Annotated in this window: 23 protein-coding genes; all 23 read right to left on the reverse strand. The window is 28.9% G+C overall.

Annotation, left to right across the window (positions count from 1 at the left end; all coding sequences use genetic code 11):
* Positions 1–123: 123 nt before the first annotated feature.
* The 23 genes from IPM32_00575 to IPM32_00685 all read right to left on the reverse strand — a co-directional run bounded on the left by IPM32_00575 (position 124) and on the right by IPM32_00685 (position 26,264).
* Positions 124–591, reverse strand: coding sequence for an N-acetyltransferase (locus IPM32_00575; GenBank protein MBK8943739.1), 468 nt, complete (start codon positions 589–591; stop codon positions 124–126).
* A 12-nt stretch (positions 592–603) separates the two neighbouring features.
* Positions 604–1,623: a Gfo/Idh/MocA family oxidoreductase gene (locus IPM32_00580; GenBank protein MBK8943740.1), complete on the reverse strand. Its 1,020-nt coding sequence runs from the start codon at positions 1,621–1,623 to the stop codon at positions 604–606.
* A gap of 20 nt (positions 1,624–1,643) precedes the next feature.
* Positions 1,644–2,774 carry a DegT/DnrJ/EryC1/StrS family aminotransferase gene (locus IPM32_00585; protein MBK8943741.1) on the reverse strand — a complete coding sequence of 377 codons (1,131 nt, stop codon included), beginning with the start codon at positions 2,772–2,774 and terminating at the stop codon, positions 1,644–1,646.
* Between the two features lie 308 nt (positions 2,775–3,082).
* Positions 3,083–4,222 carry a glycosyltransferase gene (locus IPM32_00590; GenBank protein MBK8943742.1) on the reverse strand — a complete coding sequence of 380 codons (1,140 nt, stop codon included), beginning with the start codon at positions 4,220–4,222 and terminating at the stop codon, positions 3,083–3,085.
* Between the two features lie 37 nt (positions 4,223–4,259).
* Positions 4,260–5,369: a glycosyltransferase family 4 protein gene (locus IPM32_00595; protein ID MBK8943743.1), complete on the reverse strand. Its 1,110-nt coding sequence runs from the start codon at positions 5,367–5,369 to the stop codon at positions 4,260–4,262.
* The gene (locus IPM32_00600) at positions 5,366–6,289 is read right to left on the reverse strand and encodes a glycosyltransferase family 2 protein (protein MBK8943744.1); all 924 of its coding nucleotides are present in this window, start codon (positions 6,287–6,289) and stop codon (positions 5,366–5,368) included. Before IPM32_00600 ends, IPM32_00595 begins: the two co-directional genes overlap by 4 nt.
* Entirely contained in the window at positions 6,286–7,119 is an 834-nt protein-coding gene (locus tag IPM32_00605) for a class I SAM-dependent methyltransferase (GenBank protein MBK8943745.1), read from the reverse strand. The genes IPM32_00600 and IPM32_00605 overlap by 4 nt, the downstream gene beginning before the upstream one ends.
* 52 nt (positions 7,120–7,171) lie before the next feature.
* Positions 7,172–8,026, reverse strand: coding sequence for a glycosyltransferase family 2 protein (locus tag IPM32_00610; GenBank protein ID MBK8943746.1), 855 nt, complete (start codon positions 8,024–8,026; stop codon positions 7,172–7,174).
* 96 nt (positions 8,027–8,122) lie between these two features.
* A complete protein-coding gene (locus tag IPM32_00615) occupies positions 8,123–9,610 on the reverse strand; it encodes a flippase (GenBank protein ID MBK8943747.1) in 1,488 nt (495 codons plus the stop codon).
* 10 nt (positions 9,611–9,620) lie between these two features.
* Positions 9,621–10,949, reverse strand: a complete 1,329-nt coding sequence (locus tag IPM32_00620) for an oligosaccharide repeat unit polymerase (GenBank protein ID MBK8943748.1) — start codon at positions 10,947–10,949, stop codon at positions 9,621–9,623.
* Positions 10,950–10,960: 11 nt separating this feature from the next.
* Positions 10,961–12,175, reverse strand: a complete 1,215-nt coding sequence (locus IPM32_00625; protein ID MBK8943749.1) for a hypothetical protein — start codon at positions 12,173–12,175, stop codon at positions 10,961–10,963.
* Positions 12,176–12,192: 17 nt separating this feature from the next.
* Positions 12,193–13,650, reverse strand: a complete 1,458-nt coding sequence (locus IPM32_00630) for an SLBB domain-containing protein (GenBank protein MBK8943750.1) — start codon at positions 13,648–13,650, stop codon at positions 12,193–12,195.
* Positions 13,651–13,655: 5 nt separating this feature from the next.
* Entirely contained in the window at positions 13,656–14,669 is a 1,014-nt protein-coding gene (gene rfbB, locus IPM32_00635; protein MBK8943751.1) for a dTDP-glucose 4,6-dehydratase, read from the reverse strand.
* A gap of 6 nt (positions 14,670–14,675) precedes the next feature.
* Positions 14,676–15,395 carry a hypothetical protein gene (locus IPM32_00640; GenBank protein MBK8943752.1) on the reverse strand — a complete coding sequence of 240 codons (720 nt, stop codon included), beginning with the start codon at positions 15,393–15,395 and terminating at the stop codon, positions 14,676–14,678.
* A 167-nt stretch (positions 15,396–15,562) separates the two neighbouring features.
* Positions 15,563–16,828, reverse strand: coding sequence for a cell division protein FtsZ (ftsZ, locus tag IPM32_00645; GenBank protein ID MBK8943753.1), 1,266 nt, complete (start codon positions 16,826–16,828; stop codon positions 15,563–15,565).
* A gap of 23 nt (positions 16,829–16,851) precedes the next feature.
* Positions 16,852–18,096 (reverse strand): cell division protein FtsA, encoded by a 1,245-nt coding sequence (gene ftsA / locus IPM32_00650; GenBank protein ID MBK8943754.1) that lies wholly within the window; start codon positions 18,094–18,096, stop codon positions 16,852–16,854.
* Positions 18,093–18,866, reverse strand: a complete 774-nt coding sequence (locus tag IPM32_00655) for a cell division protein FtsQ/DivIB (protein ID MBK8943755.1) — start codon at positions 18,864–18,866, stop codon at positions 18,093–18,095. Before IPM32_00655 ends, ftsA begins: the two co-directional genes overlap by 4 nt.
* Positions 18,850–20,247: a UDP-N-acetylmuramate--L-alanine ligase gene (locus IPM32_00660; protein ID MBK8943756.1), complete on the reverse strand. Its 1,398-nt coding sequence runs from the start codon at positions 20,245–20,247 to the stop codon at positions 18,850–18,852. The genes IPM32_00655 and IPM32_00660 overlap by 17 nt, the downstream gene beginning before the upstream one ends.
* Positions 20,248–21,363, reverse strand: a complete 1,116-nt coding sequence (gene murG / locus IPM32_00665) for an undecaprenyldiphospho-muramoylpentapeptide beta-N-acetylglucosaminyltransferase (GenBank protein ID MBK8943757.1) — start codon at positions 21,361–21,363, stop codon at positions 20,248–20,250.
* Entirely contained in the window at positions 21,360–22,436 is a 1,077-nt protein-coding gene (locus tag IPM32_00670; protein MBK8943758.1) for an FtsW/RodA/SpoVE family cell cycle protein, read from the reverse strand. Before IPM32_00670 ends, murG begins: the two co-directional genes overlap by 4 nt.
* A complete protein-coding gene (locus IPM32_00675) occupies positions 22,436–23,782 on the reverse strand; it encodes a UDP-N-acetylmuramoyl-L-alanine--D-glutamate ligase (GenBank protein ID MBK8943759.1) in 1,347 nt (448 codons plus the stop codon). Before IPM32_00675 ends, IPM32_00670 begins: the two co-directional genes overlap by 1 nt.
* Positions 23,782–24,891 (reverse strand): phospho-N-acetylmuramoyl-pentapeptide-transferase, encoded by a 1,110-nt coding sequence (locus tag IPM32_00680; protein MBK8943760.1) that lies wholly within the window; start codon positions 24,889–24,891, stop codon positions 23,782–23,784. Before IPM32_00680 ends, IPM32_00675 begins: the two co-directional genes overlap by 1 nt.
* Positions 24,891–26,264 carry a UDP-N-acetylmuramoyl-tripeptide--D-alanyl-D-alanine ligase gene (locus IPM32_00685; protein MBK8943761.1) on the reverse strand — a complete coding sequence of 458 codons (1,374 nt, stop codon included), beginning with the start codon at positions 26,262–26,264 and terminating at the stop codon, positions 24,891–24,893. The genes IPM32_00680 and IPM32_00685 overlap by 1 nt, the downstream gene beginning before the upstream one ends.
* Position 26,265 lies beyond the last annotated feature (1 nt).

Consider the following 26,265-nt stretch of genomic DNA (forward strand, 5'->3'; position numbering starts at 1 on the left):
GTTTTTAAAAAATATTTTTATAAAAACTTTTAAATATAGTATTTGTAATTGATATTTTTTTACTTAAAATGTGGAGATATGAAAGAAAAAGCCGCCCAATTTAAGCGGCTTTTTATAAAATGATTATAATTTTTTGATAATTTTTGCGGGAACACCGGCAACAACTACATTTGCCGGAACATCTTTTGTAACAACTGCACCTGCACCAATAATTGAATTTTCACCAATTGTAACTCCACCCATAATTGTTGAAGAAGAACCAATTGAAACTTTATCTTTTACAAATGTTTCAATCAATTTCCAGTCAGCTTCAGTTTGCATACTTCCATCCGGATTTACCGCGCGAGGATATTTATCATTTATAAAAGTTACATTGTGACCAACAAAAACTCCATCTCCTATATGAACTCCTTCACAAATAAATGTATGAGATGAGATTTTACAATTTTTTCCAATAGTTGCACCTTTTTGAATTTCAACAAAAGTTCCAACTTTTGTTCCGTCATCAATTGAACATCCGTATAAATTTACGAAATCAAAAATTTTAACATCTTTACCCAATTTAACATTATTAATATTTTTCTTTTCCATAAAAATTCCAAATTATTTTACTAATTCTAACTGATCGATTTCAATTAGTTTGCCTTTATTTTTAATTGATTTTTCACTTGCTTCTAAAATCTTTACAACATTTAATCCGTCTACACCGCTTGTTAAAGGAACTCGATTTTCCTTTATCGCACTAATAAATTCAGCCGCACCCAATGTTAAAGCTTCCGTAGCTTTAACTTTTGGAGAATACATATCTCCCATTCTATATTGAACTAATGCTTCATGAATTTTTTCTTTAGAAGACATTTGAACTCCGGCATCATAAACTTTAATTTTTTCGAAGTTTTCCATATCGTCAAAAACTAACATTTTCTTATCTCCGCCAACAAGCATTTTTCTAATCTTAACCGGAGAAGTCCAATTTACGTGAAAATGTGCAAAACAATTATCTTCAAAATAAACTGAAAGATGAGCAACATTTTCGTGATCGTAATAATTTGCAATTCCGTGAGCTGAAACCGCAACTACTTTATTGTTGGGTAAAAGATAATTCATAATTGATAAATCATGCGGAGCTAAATCCCATATAACATTAACATCATGTTGGAATAAACCTAAGTTAATTCTTACAGAATCAAAATAACGTATTGCCCCCATTTCTCCGGAATCAACAAGTTGTCGCATTTTTTGTACAGCACCAGTATAAATAAAGGTGTGATCGACAAATATTTTTAAATTATTTTTTTCAGCTAATTCAATTAATTTAACAGCTTCATCCGAAGTTGCAGTAAAAGGTTTTTCAACCCAAATATGTTTACCAGAATCAAGAGCCATTTTTGCAAATTTGAAATGTGTATCAACCGGTGTGGCAATTGCAATTATGTTGATGTCTTTTCTTAGTAATTCGTTATAATCTTTTAGTACTTCAGCAGATGGAAATCTTGATTTAATAAAATTTAGTCTGTCATCACTTAAATCACAACCATAGACTTGTGAAATTTCCGGATGAGACATAAAATTTCTAACAAGATTTGGACCCCAATACCCTAAACCGATTATTCCTACTTTCATTATAACCTCATTTTAAAAATTTATTTAAAGAACTCATGAATTTTTTCAGATACATAATTTATTTGTTCATCAGTTAATTCCGGGAACATTGGCAAAGATAATCCTTGTTCAGCCAATTGTTCAGTAACTGGAAAATCTCCGTATTTGTATCCTAAATTTTCGAAACATTTTTGTTGATGTAAAGGAAGCGGATAGTGCAATCCGGTTGCGATATCATTTTCTCCAAGGAATTTTTGTAGTTTATTTCTTTGATCTGATCTACCTTCACCATTTTTACCAGCAACTTGAATTACATAAAGATGATAAACATGTTTTCCATATTCCATTTCTGTAGGAAGTTTAATTCCATCAACATCAGAAAGAAGATTTCTATATTTTTCAGCAACTTTTCTACGTCCACTAGTCCATTTATCAAGATGATTTAATTTTACACCAAGTACAGCACCTTGAATTCCTTCCATTCTATAATTGTGTCCAAGAATTTCATGATTGTATTTTTCTTTACCGCCATGATCTCTTAACATTTTTGATATAGTAGCAAGCTCATCATTATTGGTTGTAATTGCGCCACCTTCTCCGTAAGCACCAAGATTTTTCCCGGGATAAAAACTATAAGAAGCAATATCTGAAAGTGCACCAATTCTTTTTCCCTTATACTCTGCAAAATGAGATTGGGCTGCATCTTCTAATAAATACACATTATGTTTTTTTGCAATTTCCTTTAATGGATCCATATCAGCAGCTTGTCCATATAAATGAACAGCAACAATTGCTTTAGTTTTTGAAGTAATTGCAGCTTCAACTTTTGTTGGATCAAGATTATAACTTTCGGGATGACAATCAACAAAAACCGGAGTAGCACCGCATAATGTTGCGCCCCAAGCTGTAGCAATAAATGTATTAGCTGGAATAATAACTTCGTCACCAGAACCAATACCAAGTGCCCATAATGCCACATGATTTCCATCTGTACCGGAACTTAATGCAACGCAATGTTTTGCTCCATGTTCAGAAGCGAAGCGAGTTTCAAAATCAACAACTGGTTTCCCTAAAACGTAAGCTGTATTTTCAAGCACAGTATGAATTGCTGGTAAAACTTCATCTTTAATAGAATTGTATTGTGCCTTTAAATCAAGAAAAGGAACTTTCATAAAATTTGCCTCCTAAGCGTGAGATAAAATATTTTTATGTATTTAATAAGTAGAACTTAATTTACCAAACCAAGAAAAAAGTCAACAAAAATGGACAAAAAAAACAAATTGTGATTTAAAACAAGACATTTGTTGTCAAAAAGAAAAATAAAAGATAAATGTCAGTAAAAAAACACTTTTGTTATTTAAGTTATTGTCGAATAAAAATGTGAGATTTTGAGACAGATTTTAGAAAAATATTTTTAATTCAATTTGAATAAATGAGATTCACCACTAACTCTAATAAAATTTGTAAATATTTACGTTGATTATTTATTCTCTAATAAGTTTTTATAAAGTTCAAATGTAGTTTTGACCATTTTTTTTGCAGAAAATTCTTTGAAAGCTCTTTGTTTACCTAAATTTCCCAAGTTTTGTCTTAAACCAAGATTATTTGTAAGTTTTAAAATTGCATCTACTAAAGCTTTTGAATTTCGAGGAGAAACAACTAAACCGGTAATTTCATTTTGATTAATGAATGTTGTTCCAGTTCCAATTTCTGTACAAATAACTGGTTTGCCACAAGCCATGGCTTCAATTTGTACAATTCCATAAGTTTCACTTTTTTCAACTGATGGAAGAATAAAAATATCACATGATTTATAATAACCGTGCAATGTAACTTCATCAACTTCTGGAATTATTTTTATACGTGAAGATAAATTTAAATCTATTATCTTTCTTTCTAATTTATCCTTTAACGGCCCAGATCCAATGATTATTAAGGTAATATCTTGTACTAAATTTATTGCATCAATTAAATATTCTATACCTTTATAATAAACTAGTCTACCAACAAATAAAGCCATCAAACCTTTTGTAGATTTTTTAATTTCTTCTGATAATTTATTTGAAATTTTACATTCTTCTACCCAATTTAAATTTACCCCGATTGGAATAATTTCAATCTTATTCTTAAAACTTGGAAGAAAATCAGAGTTTTGAATTAAGTTTGGATTGCTCACAATAATTTTATCAACATTTTCTAAGAACTTAAAAAGATAATTTTTATAAAAAGATAATACCCATTTTTGTCGAACAATATCACTATGCCAAGAAACAACAATTTTAGAAAAATTGTTTTTTATTTTAGAATTTGTTAATAATGCAATATCAGCTAAGGGAAACGGTTCGTGAATATGTAAAATATCACCAGAATAATTCCTTATTTCCTTGAAATAGTTTGGACTTATTGGCAAAGAGGCAAGAAATTCAAAAGTAGATAAATATTTAATATTAACACCATTTATTTTTTTTTCTTCTGTTTGAAAATTCTTTTTTCCACTGCAAGTTAATACCTTAACATCAGCATTGAAATAATTAACTAAGCCTTCAGATAGAGTTGTAATTGTTGTTTCAATTCCACCAACTTTAGGATAATATGCTTTATTTGTTTGTACAATTTTCATTAACAATTATCAATATCTAAATTATTTTTAAGAAACATTACAAATTATTAAAAATATCAACTAATTTAATAATATGATTACTTGCAGTAAATTTTTCTGCTTGTTTTAAAGCACTAAGTTTCAAAGTTTGATAGATCTGTTCATTTTCTAAAAGAAAATTAATTTTTTCTGCAAAGAATTCATAATCATCCGAATCACCCAAGATTCCACTATTACCTACAACTTCAGGAATTGAAGAATTATTTGAAGCAATAACCGGTAATCCGCATTTCATTGCTTCTAATGGTGGTAAGCCAAATCCCTCATTATAAGTTGGGAAAAAAAATAAAGTTGCAATATTATAAATACTAACAAGATCGCTATCCTCAACTTCTTTTAGATGAATAAATCTTTTTGAGTTATTTTTCAATTTATCAGATACTTTATTAAAGCCAAATCCTTCCCTTCCAACAAAAACAAAATTTATATTAATTCCACGATTTAGTAAAATCTCAGCAACTTTTAAAATTCCAATTATATTTTTTCTTTCCTCTAAAACACCAACAAAAAGAATAAATTTTTCTGGTAAATTATATTTTTTTGAAATTGAATTTTTTTCTTCCAATGTTAAATTAATTGGTTTATACTTTTCATCTGTCCATAAATGTAAATATTGAATTTTTTCAGGATCAACCTTATAAAATTTGATTATATCTTTCATTGCAGATTTTGATACGGTTATTATTGCATCACTTTTTTTTACAGAAAGCGGGACTAGATAATCCATATATTTTCTATAATGAAAAGTATAATATTCTTTAGAAACTTTTGTTAAAGTATCATGAATTGCAATAACATTTTTCCATTTTTTTTTAATGATTGGAACAAAAATGTATGGTGTAAAAAAAATATCGATTCTATTTTGTAAAATTAGTTTTGGAAGTTTGAAATTAAGCCAAAAATGTTCATATAACTGGCGTGGGCAATTACTTTTTTTTATTGCGATGTAAGTATAGAAATTATTTTTCTGAGGTAAATCTTCGTATTGAAAAATAAAGTAATTATTTTGGCTATCAAATAGTGGTAAATATTCAATCAGATTTGATAAATATCTTGCGGTTCCTCTAATTCTTGTACTTAATAATCTTGCATCTATTCCAATATTCATTTACTGGCCAACAATTTGTCTTTATTTAATTTTCCAAAATTGCCTTCTATAAAATCCCTAAATGCAAGTTTTATTGAAGTTATATTTTCTGATTTACCATTTAAAAACCAAATAATAGATTTATATATCATCGTTACAAAAATGTATAAAAAGGTTATTATAAAAAAAATATTGAAGTTTTTTTTTGCAAAATAAAGTCGATTTCTTGTTTCATAGTATAGTGGAATTTGCTTTAAATTAATAGAAGTAGAATTACCGACCTTATGATAAATTTTAGAATTGGGATTAATAATAATTTTAAAACCAGCTTTTATTGTGCGAAAACAAAAATCCGTATCCTCGACATACAAGAAAAATTTTTCATCAAGCATACCAATTTTTTCAAAAACTTCCTTTCTTATTAATAAGCAACATCCGGAAGCAAAATTTACTTCTCTAATTTTTTTTTCTATTTGATTTTCGTTTTCATCAGAGTAGGCAAAACCTGATCCGCGAATTTTACTAATCTGCCCACCAACTGACCAAACAATATTTTTATTATTATAATAATTTATTTGTGGTGCTGAAACACCAGCATTTTTACATTTATTAAAAGTATCTAATAAAATTGTTAAAAAATCTGGTTCAACAATTGTGTCATTGTTTAATAATAAAATAAAATCAGCACCATTTTCTAAAGCATATTTAATTCCTAAATTATTACCACCTGAAAAACCTAAATTAACTTTACTTACAATTATTTCTTTTACAAAATCACCAAATTCTTTCTTTATTATTTCAACATCATTTCCAAAAGAATTATTATCAACAATAATAACTACAAAATTTTTATAATCAACTTTCTTAAGTGATTCTAAACATTCCGAAGTATCTTTTAGTCCATTCCAATTTATTATTATAATACAGATTTTAGGATTCATCTTGTTTTTTTTGCGATAATTATATCTTGATAACTCATAAATTCTTTCCTTCCACACCAAGAACCATAAAAAATTTGTTTTTGAATATTTAATGAATTTTTGATATATAATCCCTTAATATATTCTTCATTAAAACCAATTGCATTTTCAGGCACTTTCTCATCTTTTGCAAAAGAAAAGTTATCTAATCGATAAATTAAATTTTGGGTTGATAGTCCATTTTTAATCATTTTATTCGATTCTTCATTCAATAAAAAAAAAGTTATTAAACATCTTCCACCATCTTTTAAAACTCTTGATATCTCTTTTAAGTAGTTTTCAACATCTCTTGCATACATATGAGTAAATACTGAAGTTAGAAATATAAAATCAAAATAATTGTCTTGATATTTAAATTTAAAGTTAAATGAATATTCCTTTCCATTTTCATTGTACATTTTATTATAGATATCTGCATGAGAAAAATGAAAATTTGCATATTTTGTTGAAATATTGTTTTGACACCATTCAATTCCTTTTTTTACTATATCAAATCCATGATATTCACCTTTTTCATTTAAATAATTTGTTAAAGGCACTGACATTCTACCGATTCCGCAACCAACATCTAAAATTTTATCATTTGTCTTTAGTTCCCCTAACAGTTTAAAATAGTTGAAAAATTCATTCCCAATTTTTTCATAATCACCATCACCAATAAATATCATACTTCTTGGTGGAATCAAAGGATTCTTACCTTTTATGCTATCATAAAAATCCAATAGTTTAAAACCAATTTGTTTTATATTGTTATAAAAAGGCTTCAATAATTTTTTAAAATATTTTTTCATTTTTATACTTTCCAAATATTATTTATTCTCAATTTTTTATTATTAACTAATACTAAAATTTTCTGCCTTTTATACTATTGTAATAATCCCACATTCCAATCAAAATCATTTTTATTTTAAGAAATTTTTGCTTCTCAAATAGAATTATTTTAAGTAATGTTCTATAAAATGAGTCATATTCAATTTTCAGCAAATGAGGGAGTGAGTTTTTATACATTGATCTAAGATAAAGTAAATTTCTCGTTTTATAATAAAGTCTAAATGGTTTATGATTAAGTGGATAAAATGTTTTGTTTAAAATTTTTTTTGAAGATAAGTCTGCTTCATTATGTTCCAAAATAATTCTATTCGCTCTAATTATTTTGTAACTATTTAATTGTAATCTAAAGCAAAACTCAATATCAACATAGTCAATAAAAAAATCACTCCTAAATTCTCCAACTTTTTTAAAAACTTCAAGTGAAAGTAAGTTCCCGGAAGTCATTGCAATCTTTACTTCATCATTTTCATTTTCGAACTTGAGATGGGTATTATACCTATTTGAATGTAATGGAGAAACTATGCCAATATTTTCTTTTTTCTCATAGATATTTAATAAATTTTCCACCATGTTTTTAGGAGCTCTACTATCCTGATCCATTGTTAAGAGAAACGAAAATCCTTTTTCACTGGCTTTTCTTGCAGCTATATTTAATGCTGCCGCAATTCCTATATTATCATTATTAAAAATATATTTAACTTTTTCAATGGAATGTATTTTCGTTTTAGTTTCGAAACATTCTTCTTTTGAATTATCAATGATAAATAAATAATCAATTTGATTTATGTAAGTATTAATATTTTCAAAAATATTATTTTCCGGTTTATAAATTACAACAACTCCAGCTACTTTTCTTTCATTTTTCATATAAAATAAATTTATAAATATTTCTGGCTTATATGTTTAAAAACTCTAAAAATGATGTGTGCTTTATTGTTACACTAATTCAAAAATTATACATTATTAAATTTTCATCATTTTGGATATTAAAAATCTTTTTTCATCTAATGAAAGTATTTTATTCCAATATAAAATTAGAAATCCAAATAGGATTATTGTTGTATAAATCATTTTCATTGAAATAGATTCAAATATAAAAGGAATCATTAAAAAAACAATTGCCACTATAAAAATCCAGACATTATATCTATATTGAAACTTTATGTAAGTTAAAAAAAATAAACTGCCGGTATCTAAAATAATTCTTACCAGCCAAATTATAGCTGCACCCTTTAAACCCCAGTTTTGAATGAAAAAAAACATAAAAATTAGATACAAAGGTAATTCGATTAAACTTAGTAATGCAGGAATGTGAGGTTCTCCCACGCCTTGAAAATAACTAAAAGGAATGTAGGAAATTGCGTTAAATAATATGCCAAATGCTAAAATTTGCAAAATTATGCTGCTTTCTTTAGCAAATTCTGAACCAATCCATAGTTCAATTCCTTCGTTTGCAAAAGTAATAACCAATAAAACAATTGGATAAATGAATAAAAAAATAAATTTAACCCCAGAATAAAATAACTTTTTAGAATCTGTTTTATTATTAAAAAAACTAGCGGAAAAAACCGGAAACAAAACAGCAACCATTGCATCTGGGATAATTAATAATTTTATTATCATTTCATACGGAGTAGCATAATAAGCTAATGCTTTTGCAGAGATTATAACACTTATTAAAACTCTATCAATATTGGAAATTATTGGTCCAATTATATTAGCAATTGTTATCCACGCGCTAAATTTATATATAGTTGAAACTAATTTTATTTCAAATTTTATCTGATTTTTAAGATCTTTGTGGACTTTAAAACATAATCTAAAATAAAGTATCCAAACAATAATTCTGATCAAAATTAAAAATAAAACAACCCAAAAAATATTTTTAGTAAAAACTAAACATAGCAGTGGAATTAAAAATGTAAAAATTCCAAGAAATACCCGAATTAAATTTATTTGGAAAAATTTTTGATAAGCTTCTAAAACTCCTCTTAATCCTGCAGTTGTAGCTACAAGCGGAATTGCTAAAATTAATAAGTAAAATGTACTTAAAAATTCCGAATGAAGTGTTGGAGTAATATTAAAAAGATCAACAATTTGGGGAACAAACAAAATTAAAATAAGAACTAATATTAAACTAACTCCCAACATTAAAAATAATGAAGTCCAAAATAAACTTGGGATTTGATCAAGTTTATTTTCACCTAACTTTTCAGAAATTATTTTAGTTAAACTTTTACCAATTCCAAAATCAAAAAAACTAAAATAACCTATTACAATCCAAGCTAAGTTAAGAATTCCAAACCTTTCAATTCCCAAACCATTTATTAACGCAGGAATTATAAATATTGCAAATACTGAAGGAATAATGAAACCCAATAAATTGTATATGGAATTTTTTGTTATTGAAGTACCATTATAATTCATTGACGGGTTTTTGAGATCTTTCACTTAAGTTCGCTTAATTAAATTTTATTGATTTTCTACTCAAAATTAATGCAAACTTTTCAATTATAGGAATTAAGATAAGAATAAATATAAGACTAATACCCCAAATATCAAGTCTAGTTATCATCATCAAAAAAGAAAAACCAATAATTAAACTTAAATATGTTAAAAATGTTAAAACAATTAATCCATGATTTATATAAAATTTGAACCATAACCAAGTTATAACAAATCCCAAAATAAACGGTACCAAATAAACACCAACTACTGTAAAATCTGCATGAAGTTCTCTTATAAAAGTACCTGTATTTGCTCCCATAGGAAAATTATAGCCTTTTTGCAAATCGGATGGTCTTTCAATTATATTAAACTTTGATAATATATAATGAAAAAGCATAAAAGTATTTTCACCAAATTTAGTTTTTTCACCATCAGATTTCATATACTGATTTAATACTCCAATATCACAACTAAGATAAAAATATATTGATGGAGTAATAATAAAATTACCTTCTAGGTCTTTTAATTCTTTACTTGTACCTTTATAATATTCAGAACTTATTCTTGTTGCTCTTGCAAGTGAAGCGCTAATAATTACAATAAAAATCAATATGCTTATATAGATAACTGCATTTCTTTTAGAAAATTTAAATCTTTGTTCACTATCAGTTTCAAGAAGATATTTGAAAAGAAAGAAAGTTATTAAAAATTCCATCAAAGCAAAAAGCATACTAACTCTACCAAAAGTTGCTAAACTTTTTATAATAATTCCAATAAAAGGTAATAAAGTTAAAAATGAAAACTTGCCTTTATAGGCACTGTAAATTCCTGAAAAGAAGACTGCAACAAATCCGAAATTTGAAATATATGGTATAACACCATCACCACCACCTTTTAAGTTTAATTTGTACACAAGATTTGCATTAATTAATGCAGAAGTAACGTTACCAAAAATATCTATTAAGACTAACCAATGCTGTACAGCTGCTAATATTCCTATAATACTTGAAATTAAAATTGAATATTTTAAGGACTTACCATCATCAGAAAAAATTTTAAAATTCAGTTTGGTTGGCTTGATATTATAACTGTTGGTAGGAGATAAATTTCTCAAACTTATTAGAGTTAGAATTCCAAATAAAAATGACAAAAAAGATGAAATTATAAAAAACCACGTTAATGGAATAATATCATAGTAAGGTAGTAATTTTAACTCATATAAAATTATTAAAAATCCCCAAATTACAGAATATAACGTTAAATGATTTACCCAGTGACGAAATAAATATTTACCACAGATAATTCCAAACAGTGAAACCAAAAATGTTAGTAGAAGTGACATTCTAATAATTACTAAAATTTTAATCTATAAAGCTTAACAATTTTCTGTATAAAATTAGAAAAACTAATTTGAATTGTGTTTTCAAAATCTTTTCTGTTTATTGCTTTTTCACCCCAAAAGACAAATGGAATTAAAAAAAAGAATATAAGCAGAAAAATACCTATTACTATTGCGGCTCTTTTAGGACCATATTTAAGCTGAGGTGGAACAGCTCTATCAAGTAATATAATTGTTGGCATACTTTTTTGTTCTTCAACTTTAGCCTGCTCATACATAGGCATAACAATCTCAAGTATTGACTGTTGTATTTCAACTTCTCTATATGTACGCATATATTCAAGTGCAATATCTGGCATTTTTTTAAATGGATATAAAATATTGGAGGTTTCTCCAAGGTTTGATGAATTTTTCAATTCTCTAACTTTCTTTCTTAACATTTCTAATTCGGCAGATAAACCAAGAAACTGAGGAGAAGATTCACCAAATAATTCCTTAGCAAAATATGATTCCATTTCTTTTTTAAAAACTTGAGATTCAATTTCTGCGGCAGCTTTTACAGTTACTTCTAATTGCTCTGGAATAGCAACAATTCCGAATTTTTTTTGAAATTTATATAAAGAATCTTCCGCAACCTTTAAATCTTCAATATTCTTTAAATACCTTTTCTCTATAAAAATTCTACTATTTGTTGCACGTTCTGTGTTAATTTTAATATTAATACTATCAACAAGTTTAACTATATAATTCGCAATATCTGCACTAGTAATAGGATTTTCATTTAGAATACTAACTTCAATCATTTCAAACTCATTTGCGTCTGCATAAATATCATTACTAAACGCCTTAATTGCTTTGTCCATGTTTTCATCATCAATTTCGTAATATTCAATTAGGTTAAATTTTTGTATAATATTTGTCAAAGCTGATCTACTATTTAGTATTCCTAATATTACATCTTGAGATGCACCACTTAATCCAAATATCTTGGAACCAAGAGCTGCAAATGAAGATTTTCCACCAACTAGACTAGATAGACCACCCAGCCCTGATAAACTTGATTGGGAGTCCGGTGGAATCATTATAGTTGCAGTAGCTTTATAAGTTTTAGGGATTATTAAAACTATTGTAACTGAAATCAAAGTTACAATTAGTAAATTGATAATTATAAACTTTTTCCATTTATACAATACACTTAAATAATCTGTAAAAGTCATTTCTTTATTCATCAAATATTTCCGAAATTTTATTTGCTAAATGCTAAAAATATTGTTGCTACTCCGCCAAGTATTCCTGCAATTGCACTTATTCTTCCTACATAATACCAGAAATTTTCAACTGGTCTGTTTTTCTTAATATATATAAAATCCCCAGCTTCAATTTTATCCTTTTCATTTTCCAAAACATTTATCCACTCTCTAGATTTACCTTTGATTAAATATAATTCATCATCTCCCATTGCAATTTCAGAATAACCTCCGGCATTTTTGATATAATCAATTATGCTTTTACCTTCTTCAAATTGACAATAACCGGAGTTTGCAACTCCTCCCCAAACATAAACTTCATTTCTAATTTCCGGAATAATTATTACATCATTTTCATGCATAATATATTTACTTTCAAAAGAATTTGGATCAGATAATTTAGTTAAATCAATTTTTGAATAACCTTCCAAATTTCTTAAAGCATTATCAATATTAAAAAATAAAGTGTCATCATAGGTAATATCTGCCGTTCTATACATTTTAAGCAATTCATTTTGTTTAAATTTTAACAATTGATCTTCTTGCTCTAAGGTTAATTGAATTCCTTCGTCATTTTCTAAAAGTACTTTTTTCTTTAGTGCTGAAACGGTGTTATAATTTCTTAAAATTTCAGCAAATTTTAATGATGCTTTATCGGTTAATCCACCGGCTCTTTTTATTACTTCCGAAATTGTTGTATTATTTTTAGAAATAAATATTTTGCCGGGTCTTTTTACTTCGCCTAAAACTACAACATTGTAATTATCTTTTTGATATGCATCTCCCAAAATATTTATTCTATCGCCTCTTTGCAAAAGGGGATTATCACTAATTTTTATTTTCAATAGAGTTTCAACTTCTCCGTTGCTTGAAAGCCTTGAAATATGTGCGCTATCAACATTGGAAAATGCCGGATTTAATCCTTGAGCTATAAAAATTGCATCAGATAATTTTTCACCTTCAACAAATTCAAAACGAATTTCTCTATTAACAGCTCCGGTTATAAAAACAAAATTCTTTTCTATATCAAATGGTGGGAAAATAATTACATCATCATTCATTAAATAAGGATTGTGAGAAAAATCTCCGGTTAATCTGAATTTCACTAAATCTAAATTTATTTGCTCACCATTAAATCGCTTTAAGATTATATTCCTTTTTGAAAAATTATCACTATTTTTTCTAATTAAGGATAGTAATTTTTCATCTGGGGTTGAACCAAGAATTTCTGCTTTATATTGTAGTGATATTCTCGTAATCAATTGGTCCACTCTTTCAGTTCTTGAGGCAGAATAAGAACCACTTAATGGAAAATCACCACCGATAGTTACATTTATTAAGTATAATGCTTGCATTTGAGATGTAGAGTTATCATTATTTTTTGTTTGAGCAAACGTATTACTAAAAAGTAGTACAAAAAATAAATTAAAAAATATTATTAAAAATTTTCTAAGCATAAATTTTATCTCTGTCCGTATTGTGTTTGATAATAACTTCTATAATTTCCTGAAATAATTTTTTCCCACCAATTTTTATTTTGCAGGTACCAATCTATTGTATTTTCTATCGCATTTTCAAAGTCAAATTTTGGTAACCATCCCAATTCATTTTGAATTTTCGATGAATCAATTGCATATCTTCTATCGTGTCCCAATCTATCTTTCACATATTCAATTAAACTTTCATCTTTTCCCAATTTACTTAAAATCAATTTTACAATTTCAATATTTTTCATTTCACGACTTGCGCCAATATTATAGACTTCTCCAACTTGTCCATTTTCTAGTACAAGAGTAATAGCTTTATTGTGATCAATAACGTAAATCCAATCTCTTACATTTAATCCATCACCATAAACCGGAAGTTTTTTGTTATTTAATGCATTTATAATCATCAAAGGGATTAATTTTTCCGGAAATTGAAACTGACCGTAATTATTTGAACATCTTGTGATAACAACAGGTAATCCGTAGGTATGATAAAAAGAAAGTGCCATCATATCAGCGGAAGCTTTGCTTGCAGAATAAGGACTGTTTGGAGAAAGCGAAGTCTGCTCAGTAAATAAACCAAATTCACCTAAACTACCATAGACTTCATCCGTAGATACTTGAAGAAATTTTTCAACATTATATCTTTTTGCTGCTTCTAGTAGTACATTTGTACCAATTACATTTGTTGTAAAAAATATTTCTGAGCCAAGAATGCTTCTATCGACATGAGATTCTGCAGCAAAATTTACAACATAATCAAACTTATATTTTTGAAATAAATAATCTATCAATTCTTTATTTGAAATATCACCTTTTACAAAAGCATAGTTTGAATTATTTTCCACTTGTTGCAAATTTTCAAGATTTCCGGCATAAGTTAGTTTATCAATATTTACTATTGTTAAATCATCTCTTTCAGAAAGTAGCGAATTGATATAATTGCTTCCAATAAATCCGGCACCACCGGTAACTAATATCTTTTTCATAATTTTTTAGAATGCAAAAAGTCCAATAAAAATTCCAGTCTGAATAAAGAAACTATTTCCATTTAAATCAGAAGGAACGTTATTTATTTTTTGTTGATTAGCTATTTCCCAGTTGTTACCAAAAGTAAATTGATAACCCAATCCAGCTCTAACTGCAAGAAATCTAGTTATTGGAATATCGGCATTAAGTGTTGGGGATAAAAGCCAAAATGAATTTGTAATTTGATAATTTCGATTTTGATCATTTGCATTAACATTATTCCAAATTTCATCCCAATTATTTTCTTCCAAATTTTTGTAGAAATCTATTTCCAAACTTCCACCGCCAAACATAATTCCAACTGAAACAGCAATATTTTTTACAAATGGCATTGTATACTCAATGGTTGCTGCACCGCCGCCAAGAGAATATTCAATTTCATTTTTAAAATTATTTACATCTGAATTTTCCGACTGATAACCGCTAAAACCAATTCCGCCCAATCTTAAATTATCAATAATTGTAACATAAGCATAACCACTTCCGCCCCAAGCATATAATGGTCCGCTTAATTTTTCCATGCCAAGTTTATCTATTTGAATATTTACTTCATCATAATTCGGGAAGTATAACATAGGTGTAAAACCACCGGCTCCGCCAAACTTTGCAATCCAGCCAACTTGAGATTCAGATTGTCCGAAAATATTTATCGTAAATATTAAAATTATGAATAATATTTTTTTCATAAAGTGTTTTCTTTTGAAAATAAATTTACCGAAATTAGACGTAATTAAAAATTGATAATTTATTAAGACTTAAAAAATAAAGGCTGTACTGATTTCGGTTGGTAATTGACGAGGTTACCTACAACAAGGATGAAATCAACGACAGCCTTTTAATTTTTTAAAGTACTTTAATCCATCATCATTCTTAAAAAAGATGACCCTCCTCTATTTTTCTTTTCATCTTTTTTGTCCTCTACTTGAACACCATCAAATGCATCAAGCTGATCAATTCTAAATCCGCTTCTTGGAACAAGATTTTCTTCGGAAAGAATTTTATTTGTTCCTTTTACTCTAAAAATAGTTGGAGTATCTAATTCTTCAGGTGCATTCGGAAGTTCAAAATTTTCAACTGTATAACCAGCAAAGCGTTTTTCTTTTTCCTCTATTTGTTCTTTTTTCTCGCTAATAATTTTACTTTCCTTTTTAGCGCTCGCACCAAATCCCGTTGCGATTACAGTATATGAAACGCTGTCATTCATTTCATCTTTTGCAACCCAGCCAAATATTACATTAGCTTCTTCGCCTGCTGCTTCGTATATAACTTTATTGCCTTCATCAATTTCTTGCATCGTAAGATCATCAGAACCAGTTACATTTAACAAAATATTTTTTGCTCCTTTAATACTAATACCATCTAACAATGGTGATGAAATAGCTTTTTGTGCTGCTTCAATCGCTCTATTTTCACCGCTTGCAGTTCCAGCACCCATTAGCGCTTCACCGCTAGCATTCATTACAGATCTTACATCTGCAAAATCTACATTAATAATTCCGGGAATTGTAATGATATCTGCAATTCCTCTAGTTGCTTCATATAAGACTTCATTCGGTTTTTCAAAAGCTGTTCTAGCTGAAACAGTTTTATCTAAAATACTTAGTAATCTATCATTTGGAATAACAATTAAACTATCAACACTTCTTTTTAAATCATGAATGCCTTCATCAGCATTGAGCATTCTTCTTTTTCCTTCCCACTTAAATGGTTTTGTAACAATTCCAATAACCAAAGCTCCAAGACTTTTAGCAATTGAAGCAACAACGGGAGCGCCGCCAGTTCCAGTTCCACCACCCATTCCGGCAGTAACAAAAACCATATCACTACCTTCCAAAACTTTAGTTATTTTTTCTCTATCTTCTTCAATAGCTTTTCTTCCAACATTAGGATCTGCACCAGCTCCTAATCCTCTTGTAATATTGTTACCAATCTGAATCTTATGATTTGCACTACTCATTCTAAGAACTTGAGCATCGGTGTTAACTGCAACATATTCAACACCTTTTAAGCCGCGCTGCATCATGCTTTCAATTGCATTACATCCGCCGCCGCCTACACCAACAACTTTAAGTTTAGCTGATAACATATCTTCTCTGTCAAGTGTTACAAAACTTGGCATGGTTCCTCCTTGTTGTATTTTATTTATAATTCGTCAAAAAATTCTTGTACTTTTTTAAAAAATTTAGATATACCTAAATCTTTAACATTAGTTTTATTTTTAATTGTAAACATTGCTTGTGAGCTTGTTGTGCCGGGCATTCCACGTATTAAACCAGCAACAGTTGCAAATTCCGGACTTTCAATTTCATTTGATAACCCGGCGCCTAAATCCAGTGGAACACCAATTCTTGTTGGTAATCCAAATACAGATTCTGCTAATTCTGTTACGCCGCTAAGTAATGAACCGCCGCCGGTTAGTACAATACCAGCTTTTATTTTATTCTTAAATCCGGCTTGACGCAATTCGTTATCAATAAGTGTAAAAAGTTCTTTCATTCTAACATGAATTATTTGTGTTAAAAGTGAAACCGGAATTTTAATATTTCCTCTTGCACCAACTCCTTTTATATAAATATCTTCATCTTTAATAATTGCTTCTTCAAGAGCGTATCCATGTTCTTTTTTCAATTTTTCTGCTTCCTCAGTAACAATACCAAGTGATTCTCTTATATCGTTTGTAACTTGGTTTCCGGCAACACCAATTACCTTGGTATATTTTATACTTTTTTCATGAAACACAGCAATATCTGTTGTTCCTCCGCCGATATCTATAAGCGCAACTCCAAGATCTTTTTCATTTTCTTCTAATACAGAAACGCTTGAAGCTATTGGTTGAAGTATATAATCTTGCACAGTATATCCGGCGCGTTCAACTGATTTTTTAATATTTTGCATTGCAGGTATTGAAGCAAGTACAACATGATTTAGGGCTTCCAATCTGCTGCCACACATTCCAATTGGATTTTCAATTCCGCCTTGATGATCAATGTAAAATTCTTCCGGAATTATATGAAGTATTTGTCGGTCAGCAGGAATTCTAATTGTTTTAACATCTGCTTTAAGTCTATCAATATCAGCTTGAGTTATTTCTTTATCCGGATTGTTTATTGTTACATAGTTTCGATGTCGTAAACTTGTTATATGTTCTCCGGCAACACCTACATTTAATGCTCTAACATCAATATCAGCACGATTTGATGCAATTGTCATAGCTTGTTTTATTGCATCGGCAGTTTTTGCAATGTTTGCAACAAGTCCTCTATTTAATCCATCTGAAGGAGCAACTCCAAAACCGAGAATATCAATTTTGTTTTCTTGCTGTTCTGCAATTACAGCTCCAACTTTTGTTGTTCCTAAATCTAAACCAGCAATAATATTTTTTTTCATATTGTTTCCTTGGTTGCAACTAAATTTTTGTCAAAACCTAAGTACACTAAATCTGTAAATCTTAAGTCAAGATAATCCATATAATCAGCAAGATTATTTTTACGTATGTGCTTTATAATTTTTGATAAATAAATTGTCTTCTCTATTTCAGAATCTTTCCCTAAATAAATTGGGAATTTTAAATCAGAAATTGTAAGTGTTATTTCTTCACTATTGTTAAAATTGATTTCAGATATTCTTTTGTATAAATCTTCATCATAAATTTCTGATGCAGAAATAATATTTAAAGATTTTACTAGATTATGAAACTTTCCGGCATTTTTGAAAGCTGAAATTCTATCACTATTTCTTAGGTTAACAATTACCGGAAGATCAATATGTTTAGTAGCTGTGTAATATGGAATTATTTCAGCTTGATCGGTAAGTAAAAATTGTTTAGTATTTGTTAATAATAAAGCTTCTAATTTTTTTTCGAATATTTTAATTTTAATTGTTCCACGTTCAGCTTGCCAAACATCAGCATTTTTAATATATGGATGTTTTTCCAATCGATCTTGAATTACGGAAATATTTATACTTGGATCTTTTTTGAAATTCGTTAGATTTGCTATTTCCAGATATTGGTTTGCAGTCAAATATTTTGCACCTTCAATTTCCAAATTATTTATTGAGTTAAGTTTACTGCCTTCTAACGAAAATGCTAAAACTCCAAACATGGATATTAAAATCACTAATAAAATTGAATGCTTTATTTTATTTATTGTTTTCATTTTTATTTTTCAATTTATATTCTTCAACAAACTTTTCACCAAATTTCCAAATATCGCCTGCACCAAGTGTGATAACAATATCGCCATCTTTAACTAAACTAATTAGTAAACTTGGAATATTATTTTTATCAGCTTCATAGATAACATTTTTATGTCCAAAATCTTTTGCCGCATCTGCAATTAATTTTCCGTTGATTCCTTCAATTGCTTTTTCTCTTGCCGGATAAACATCAGTGCAAATAAAAACATCTGAGTTTAAAAATGATCTGCCGAATTCAGCATAAAAGTCTCTTGTTCTTGAATATAGATGTGGCTGAAATACAGCTACAATTCTTCGTTTCCAACCGCTCCTAATTCCTAATAATGTTGCAGTTGTTTCGGTTGGATGATGACCGTAATCATCAACAACCAAAATTTCATTATCATATTTTTTCTCAAATCTTCTATAAACCCCAGAAAATGCACCGAGCGCTTTTTTAATTATTTCAAAATCAATTCCCATTTCTTTTGCAATAGTAACCGCAACTAATGAATTTTTAACATAGTGCAAACCGGGGAGATTTAATTTAATTTCACCTAATTCTTCACCTTTATAAATAACTGTATAAGTACTTTGGTTTTTATCAAAACTAATATCAACTGCCTTTACATCAGCTTGTGGAGAAATGCCATATGTAATAATAGTTTTGTTAATTTGTGGAATAATATCTTGCAAAGCCGGTTCATCTAAACACAAAACAACAAAACCATAAAATGGAACTTTGTTTGCAAATTGAATAAATGCTGATTTAATATCATCCAAATCTTTATAAGTATCTAAATGTTCTTTTTCTAAAGTTGTAATTGCTGCAATACTTGGCGTTAATTGAAGAAAAGTTCTATCAAATTCGTCAGCTTCTACAACAATATAATCGCCGTTTCCCAATCTGGCATTGGTTCCGCCAAGACTACTTAATTTTCCACCAACAATAATTGTTGGATCAATTCCACCTTCTGTTAAAACCAAACCAACCATTGAAGTTGTACTTGTCTTACCATGAGTTCCAGCAATGCCGATTCCATTTTTCATTCGCATTGTTTCTGCTAGCATTTCCGCTCTTTTGATTGTTGGAATTTTTCTTTCAATAGCTTCTTTGACCTCTGGATTTTCTTTATTAACAGCTGATGAATAAACAACCAAATCGCAGTCTTTAATATTTTCTTTTTGATGACCTTGAAATATTTCAATTCCGAGGGATTGCAATCTTTCTGTAATTTCTGTTAGAGATAAATCTGATCCGGAAACTTTAAAACCTTGATTAACCAAAATTTCGGCAAGTCCGCTCATTCCTATTCCGCCAATACCAACAAAGTGTACTTTCTTAATAAAGTTTTTTATCATTTAATTTCTCACAATATTTATTTCCGCACCGGCTAGTTTTATTACTTCTTCTGCAATAATTTTTGCTGCATCCGGTTTAGAAAATTTCAAAATATTTTTGCTCAAATTTCTTAGAAGATTTTCATCTTGTATTGATTTTAATATCAATGTGCCAAGTTTTAAATTTAATTTGGAGTCTTCTATCAGCAATGCAGCATTTTCATCAGCCAAAGATTTTGCGTTTTTATATTGATGATTTGCAGCAACATTTTTTGAAGGAATAAATAAAACCGGCAAACCCAAGTATGCAATTTCAGCTATTGTTGTTGCGCCAGCTCTAGCTACAATTAAATCACATGCTGAATATGCGTTTTCTATTTCTGAAATAAATGGGAAGATTTTAATTTTCTCATTTGCTAGCGATTTATATTGATCAAAATAAAGCTCTCCGGTTTGCCAAATTATTTGAATATCAGCTTTGGTTAACAAAGGTAGATTTTCTTTTATTGCAAAATTAATTGTGGAAGCACCAAGACTTCCTCCCAATACAAGTAAGGTTTTTTTATTTTCGCTTAGGTTTAATTTATTCAAAGATTCAATTTTATCTTTTAATTGCAATGTAGTTCTTATAGGATTACCTGATAAAATCAATTTTGTTTGATCTTTAAAATATTTTTTTGAATCTTCAAAACTTATATGAATTTGATCAGCTTTTTTTTCTAACATTCTATTTGTTACACCAGGGAAACTATTTTGTTCAAGCAATACAACTTTTGAACCTAGTAATTTTGACATCATAATTACTGGTCCGGAGACATAAGCTCCAGCGCCAATTGCTACATTTGGTTTGAATTGAAAATTAATTATAAATGACTGAATAGATCCAACTATCAATTTTATTGGGAAGAGTAAATTTTTAATTGTTAGTTTTCTTCTTAATCCACTTATCCAAATTGTTTTAAAGTTAAATCCAAGAAGTGGAATTACTTTCGCTTCAATTTTATTTTTTGTTCCAATAAAAAGAATATTTGAATTCGGCATCAATAATTTCAATTGCTCGGCAACTGCAACCGCCGGATATAAATGTCCGCCCGTTCCTCCGGCAGCAAATATAAAATTGTATGCTTTGCTGTTCATACTCTTGCCTTTTTCATTTCACGATGTCTTCCCGATATTAAAGCAATATTTATAAGTATACCAAGTGAAATAGAAAATATTATTATTGATGTTCCACCGAAACTAATAAATGGTAAAGTAATTCCGGTTGTTGGTAAAAGTCCAAGTCCAACTGCAACATGAATGAAAGCACTCATAACTATTGTAAAAGAAATTCCGAATGCTAAAAGTTGACCAAAATCATCTTTAGCTTTTTTTGCGATTAAGATGCCTACAAAAAATATTGCCATGTAAGCAAATAGAATAGCAAGTGCGCCAAAAAATCCCAATTCTTCACCAACAACAGAAAACACAAAATCGTTATGAGGTTCGGGAAGAAATAGATCACTCTGTCTGCTTTTACCAATACCTAAACCAAATAGACCGCCGCTCCCTAAAGCAATTTTTGATTGAAGCACTTGAAGATTTATACTTCCACCTTCTGTAATACTGTGGATGAAACTTAAAATTCTTCCTCGTGAATGCGGGAATGCCATTGCACCTAAACTTCCAATAACCGCAATGCCGCCAACTATTCCGCCCAAATGTAAAACCCTTGCCCCGGCAACATAAAGCAATACGAATGATGTTGCCGCAACAATTATTGTTGTACTAACATTCGGTTGAACAAATATTAATAGGCAAACTGCCCCAATCCAAAGCAGCATATATTTTAATCCATTATTAAAATCTTTTATTCCTTCACCTTTTTTTTCAATAAGTACTGCAAGATGAATCAGTAAAAATATTTTTGCAAATTCAGAAGGTTGAAAACTCATAAACCCTAGATTCATCCATCTTGAAGCACCTTTTACTGCCGGTGAGAATAGTGTATAAACTAAAGCAAGTAAAATTCCTACAAGCATATACTTACTTATGTTTTTATAATATTTGTAAGGAATTACTGCAAAAAGAACAAATGCACCAGCAGCAAAAATTACTTTTCCAATGTGAGAAATAAAAAATGAATATCCTCTTGCGGAGAAAATAATTATTGATCCAAGTATTATTAGAAATAAAACTATACCAATTAGTATTCTTGCTAAATTTTTCATTATAAATTATTTACAATTGATTTAAACTGAGTTCCACGATCTTCATAATTCTTAAACATATCAAAGCTTGCACATGCCGGAGAAAGAAGTACAACATCACCGTCTGATGCATCATCTAATCCCTTTTTTACTGCATCTTCAAGTGAATTAACAATTTCAACGGGCTTGATTGCCTTAAAGAAATCGACAACTTTTTGTGAAGATGAACCTATTGCATAAATTTTCTTAACTCTTTTTTTAACTTCTTCTTTAATATCATTATAATTATTGCCTTTATCTTTTCCACCAAGTATTAAAAGTATTGGTTCTTCAAAACTTCTTAAAGCATACCAAACTGAATCAACATTTGTTGCTTTGGAATCATTAATAAATTTTATTCCATTTATTTCCTTAACAAATTCAAGTCGATGTTCAACGCCCTTAAAAGTTCCAAGCGCTTTTTTTATTAGTTCTTTCTCAATTCCAATTTTCATAGCAACGGTAATTACAGCCATAGAATTCATTAAATTATGTTCACCTTTTAGTGATAAATCTTCAACTTGGCATACATCTTCTTCATATTCATCTTGAGCAAAAACTATCCAGTCATCATCTAAAAAGCAGCCATTTGTGATACTTTTATCAATAGAAAATGCAAATAGATTAACTTTGTTTGATACATATCCAAGTGGAATATTTTCATCATCCCCGTTGTAAATAAATGTATGTCTTTCAGTTTGATTTTTAATAATTCTCATTTTTGATTTAATATAGAGATCAAATCTATTTTCGTATCTATCAAGATGATCCGGTGTAATATTCAGCATAATTGCATAGTCTGGTGTAAATTGATCAATAAAATCAAGCTGAAAACTCGACAACTCAAGAACAACAAATTCATCTTTTTTAATACTTGTAACAACTTCAGAAAAAGGTAATCCGATATTTCCGGCTGCTATTGCTTTTATTCCCGATGAATTTAATAAATGTGAACATAAACTTGTAGTTGTAGTTTTGCCGTTTGTTCCGGTTATGCCAATAATTTTCGCTTCACGAAACCAATATGCAAATTCAATCTCGCTAACTACTTTAATTCCTCTACTTTTTGCATCAACTATTACTTTTGATTCTGAAGGAACACCAGGACTAGTAATAATAAAATCGCAATCAAATACTTTATCAGAATGCTGACCTAGCTCATATGAAATATTTAATTCGTCCAACACAGAAATATTTTTTCTGATTTCCGAATTATCATTCATATCGCTAACAAATGGAATTGCACCTTTTAGTTTTGCTAATTTTGCAGCGCTAATTCCACTCCTTACAGCACCAAGAACACTTATTTTTTTATCTTGTATTTCCATTAACGTATTTTAAATGATGCTAAACTTACAATTGCTAAAATTATTGTAATGATATAAAATCTAATCACAATCTTCGGTTCCGCCCATCCCATAAGCTCGTAATGGTGATGAATTGGAGCCATTTTAAAAACTCTTTTTCCTTCACCGGTTTTCTTTTTTGTGTACTTAAAATAAAGTCTCTGAATTATCACAGATATAGTTTCTAAGAAAAAAACTCCACCCAATAATGGGATTAGTAATTCCTTTTTTATTAAGATTGCAATAATTCCAAATGCACCGCCAAGCGCAAGCGAACCTGTATCACCCATAAAAACCTGAGCCGGGTAGAAATTGAACCATAAGAATCCCAAACCTGCGCCAATAAATGCGGCAATAAATACGGTTAGCTCACCAGAGCCGGGTAAATATATAACGTTCAAATAATCAGCATAAATTCTATTACCTGAAACATAACTCAATACAGCTACTGCAAGCATCACAATTATCATTGAGCCAATTGCTAAGCCATCTAATCCATCTGTTAAGTTTACAGCATTTGATGTTGCCGTGATTACAAAAATTACCATTGGTATGTAGAGTAATGAAAAATCAAAATTTAGATTTTTCATAAACGGTAATGTAGTTTGGGTATTGTATTCACTAAATTCTGGTAAAAAATAAATTACACAACCAACTACTAACCCAATTAATATCTGCCCTAATAATTTATATCGTGCAATTAATCCTTTAGATTTCTTCATAACAACTTTCATGTAATCATCAATAAATCCAACTACCCCCAGCCATAGTGTACCTAATAAAACAAGTAAAATATATGTGCTAATAATATCGGCCCAAAGAAGTACCGGAACAACAACTGAAAAAATTATAATCACACCACCCATTGTTGGTGTACCAGCTTTTAATTTGTGAGTTTGAGGTCCAAGCTCTCTTATCGTTTCACCTATTTGTTTTTTTCTTAAATAAGTAATGATTTTTGGACCGACATAAAATGCAAGAAACAAACCTGTAATTGCTGCAAGCGCTGATCTAAAAGATAAAAATTTAAATATCCCAAATCCTGGTGGGGCGTAAAGTTCATTCAAATAATTAAAAAGATGATATAACATTATGTATTATTCCTTTTAATTGTTTCAACAAATTCTTCCATATGCATTCCTCTTGAACCTTTAACTAAAATTACCGAATCATTTACATCATATTTTTCTAAAAACATATTCATTTTTTTTCTATCGTTAAAATGTAATTTGTCAATACCCTTTGATTTTATTGAGGCATTTATGTGTTTTGTATTTTTCCCAATAGTTGCAATAAAATTAATTTTTGATTTTTCTAATTCTTTAGCGATACTTACGTGAATCTGTTTTGAATTTTTACCCAACTCAAACATATCACCTAGAATTAAAATTTTATTTTTTCTTTTTTTATAATTCGATAAAACTTCTAAAGCATTTTTTACGCTTTCCGGATTAGCATTATATGTATCATCAATCAAAGTAAAATTTGTGAAGTTAAATTCCTCGAGCCTTCCCTTAACCGGTTTTAATGTTTTAATAGAATTTAGAATTTCAGATTTATTTAAACCCAATTTCAGGCATACTGTTATTGAGGAAACAAGATTTATAATATTTGATTTACCCAAAAGCGGAATGGTAAATATTAGATTTTTTTTAAATCCTTCAATCTTAATCTTATATTTTGATTCATCTGAAATCTCGAGAATCTGATAATTTACATAGGAATTATTTTTACCGAATGTAATTGTATTCTTAAATTTCCGAGTTGTGTTCTTTAAATATTTGTCTTCATTATTTATAAAAATATTTCCATCAGCTCTAGTAAAATCAAATAATTTAACTTTTTCTTCAAAAACTTTTTCCACTGATTCCAAATATTCTAAATGTGATGAACCAATATTTGTGATCATTGCATAATTTGGCTGAGCTATTTTTGTAGTATATTCTATTTCACCAAAATGATTTGTGCCATGCTCTAGAACAATAAAATCATCAGTTTCCGAAGCTGATAAAATTGTTAAAGGAACACCTATATCATTATTATTATTTAGAATTGTTTTGTGTACTTTGTATTTTGATGAAAGCAAATTCGCAATCATTTCTTTTGTTGAAGTTTTTCCGTTACTGCCGGTAATAGAAATAATTTTTGCGTTTAATTTATTTCGCCAAATGTTTGCCAATTCTCCGTAAGCTTTTATTGTATTATTTACTGAAATAATTGGGATATCAATAAAATCAAGTGAAGATAATTTATTACGATTAACAACAATTGCAATTGCACCTTTATTTACAGCCTCTTGAATATAATTATGACCATCAAAATTTTTACCCTTAATTGCAACAAACAGCGAATTCTTTTTAATTGTTCTTGTATCTATAGAAACTGACGTAACAGATTTATATAAGTCAGGATTATAAATTACTGCTGTTGAAAGATTAAATATGTCTTCTAAAGTTATTTTCATT

The organism is Ignavibacteriota bacterium (assembly GCA_016716225.1).
Taxonomy (GTDB): domain Bacteria; phylum Bacteroidota; class Ignavibacteria; order Ignavibacteriales; family Melioribacteraceae.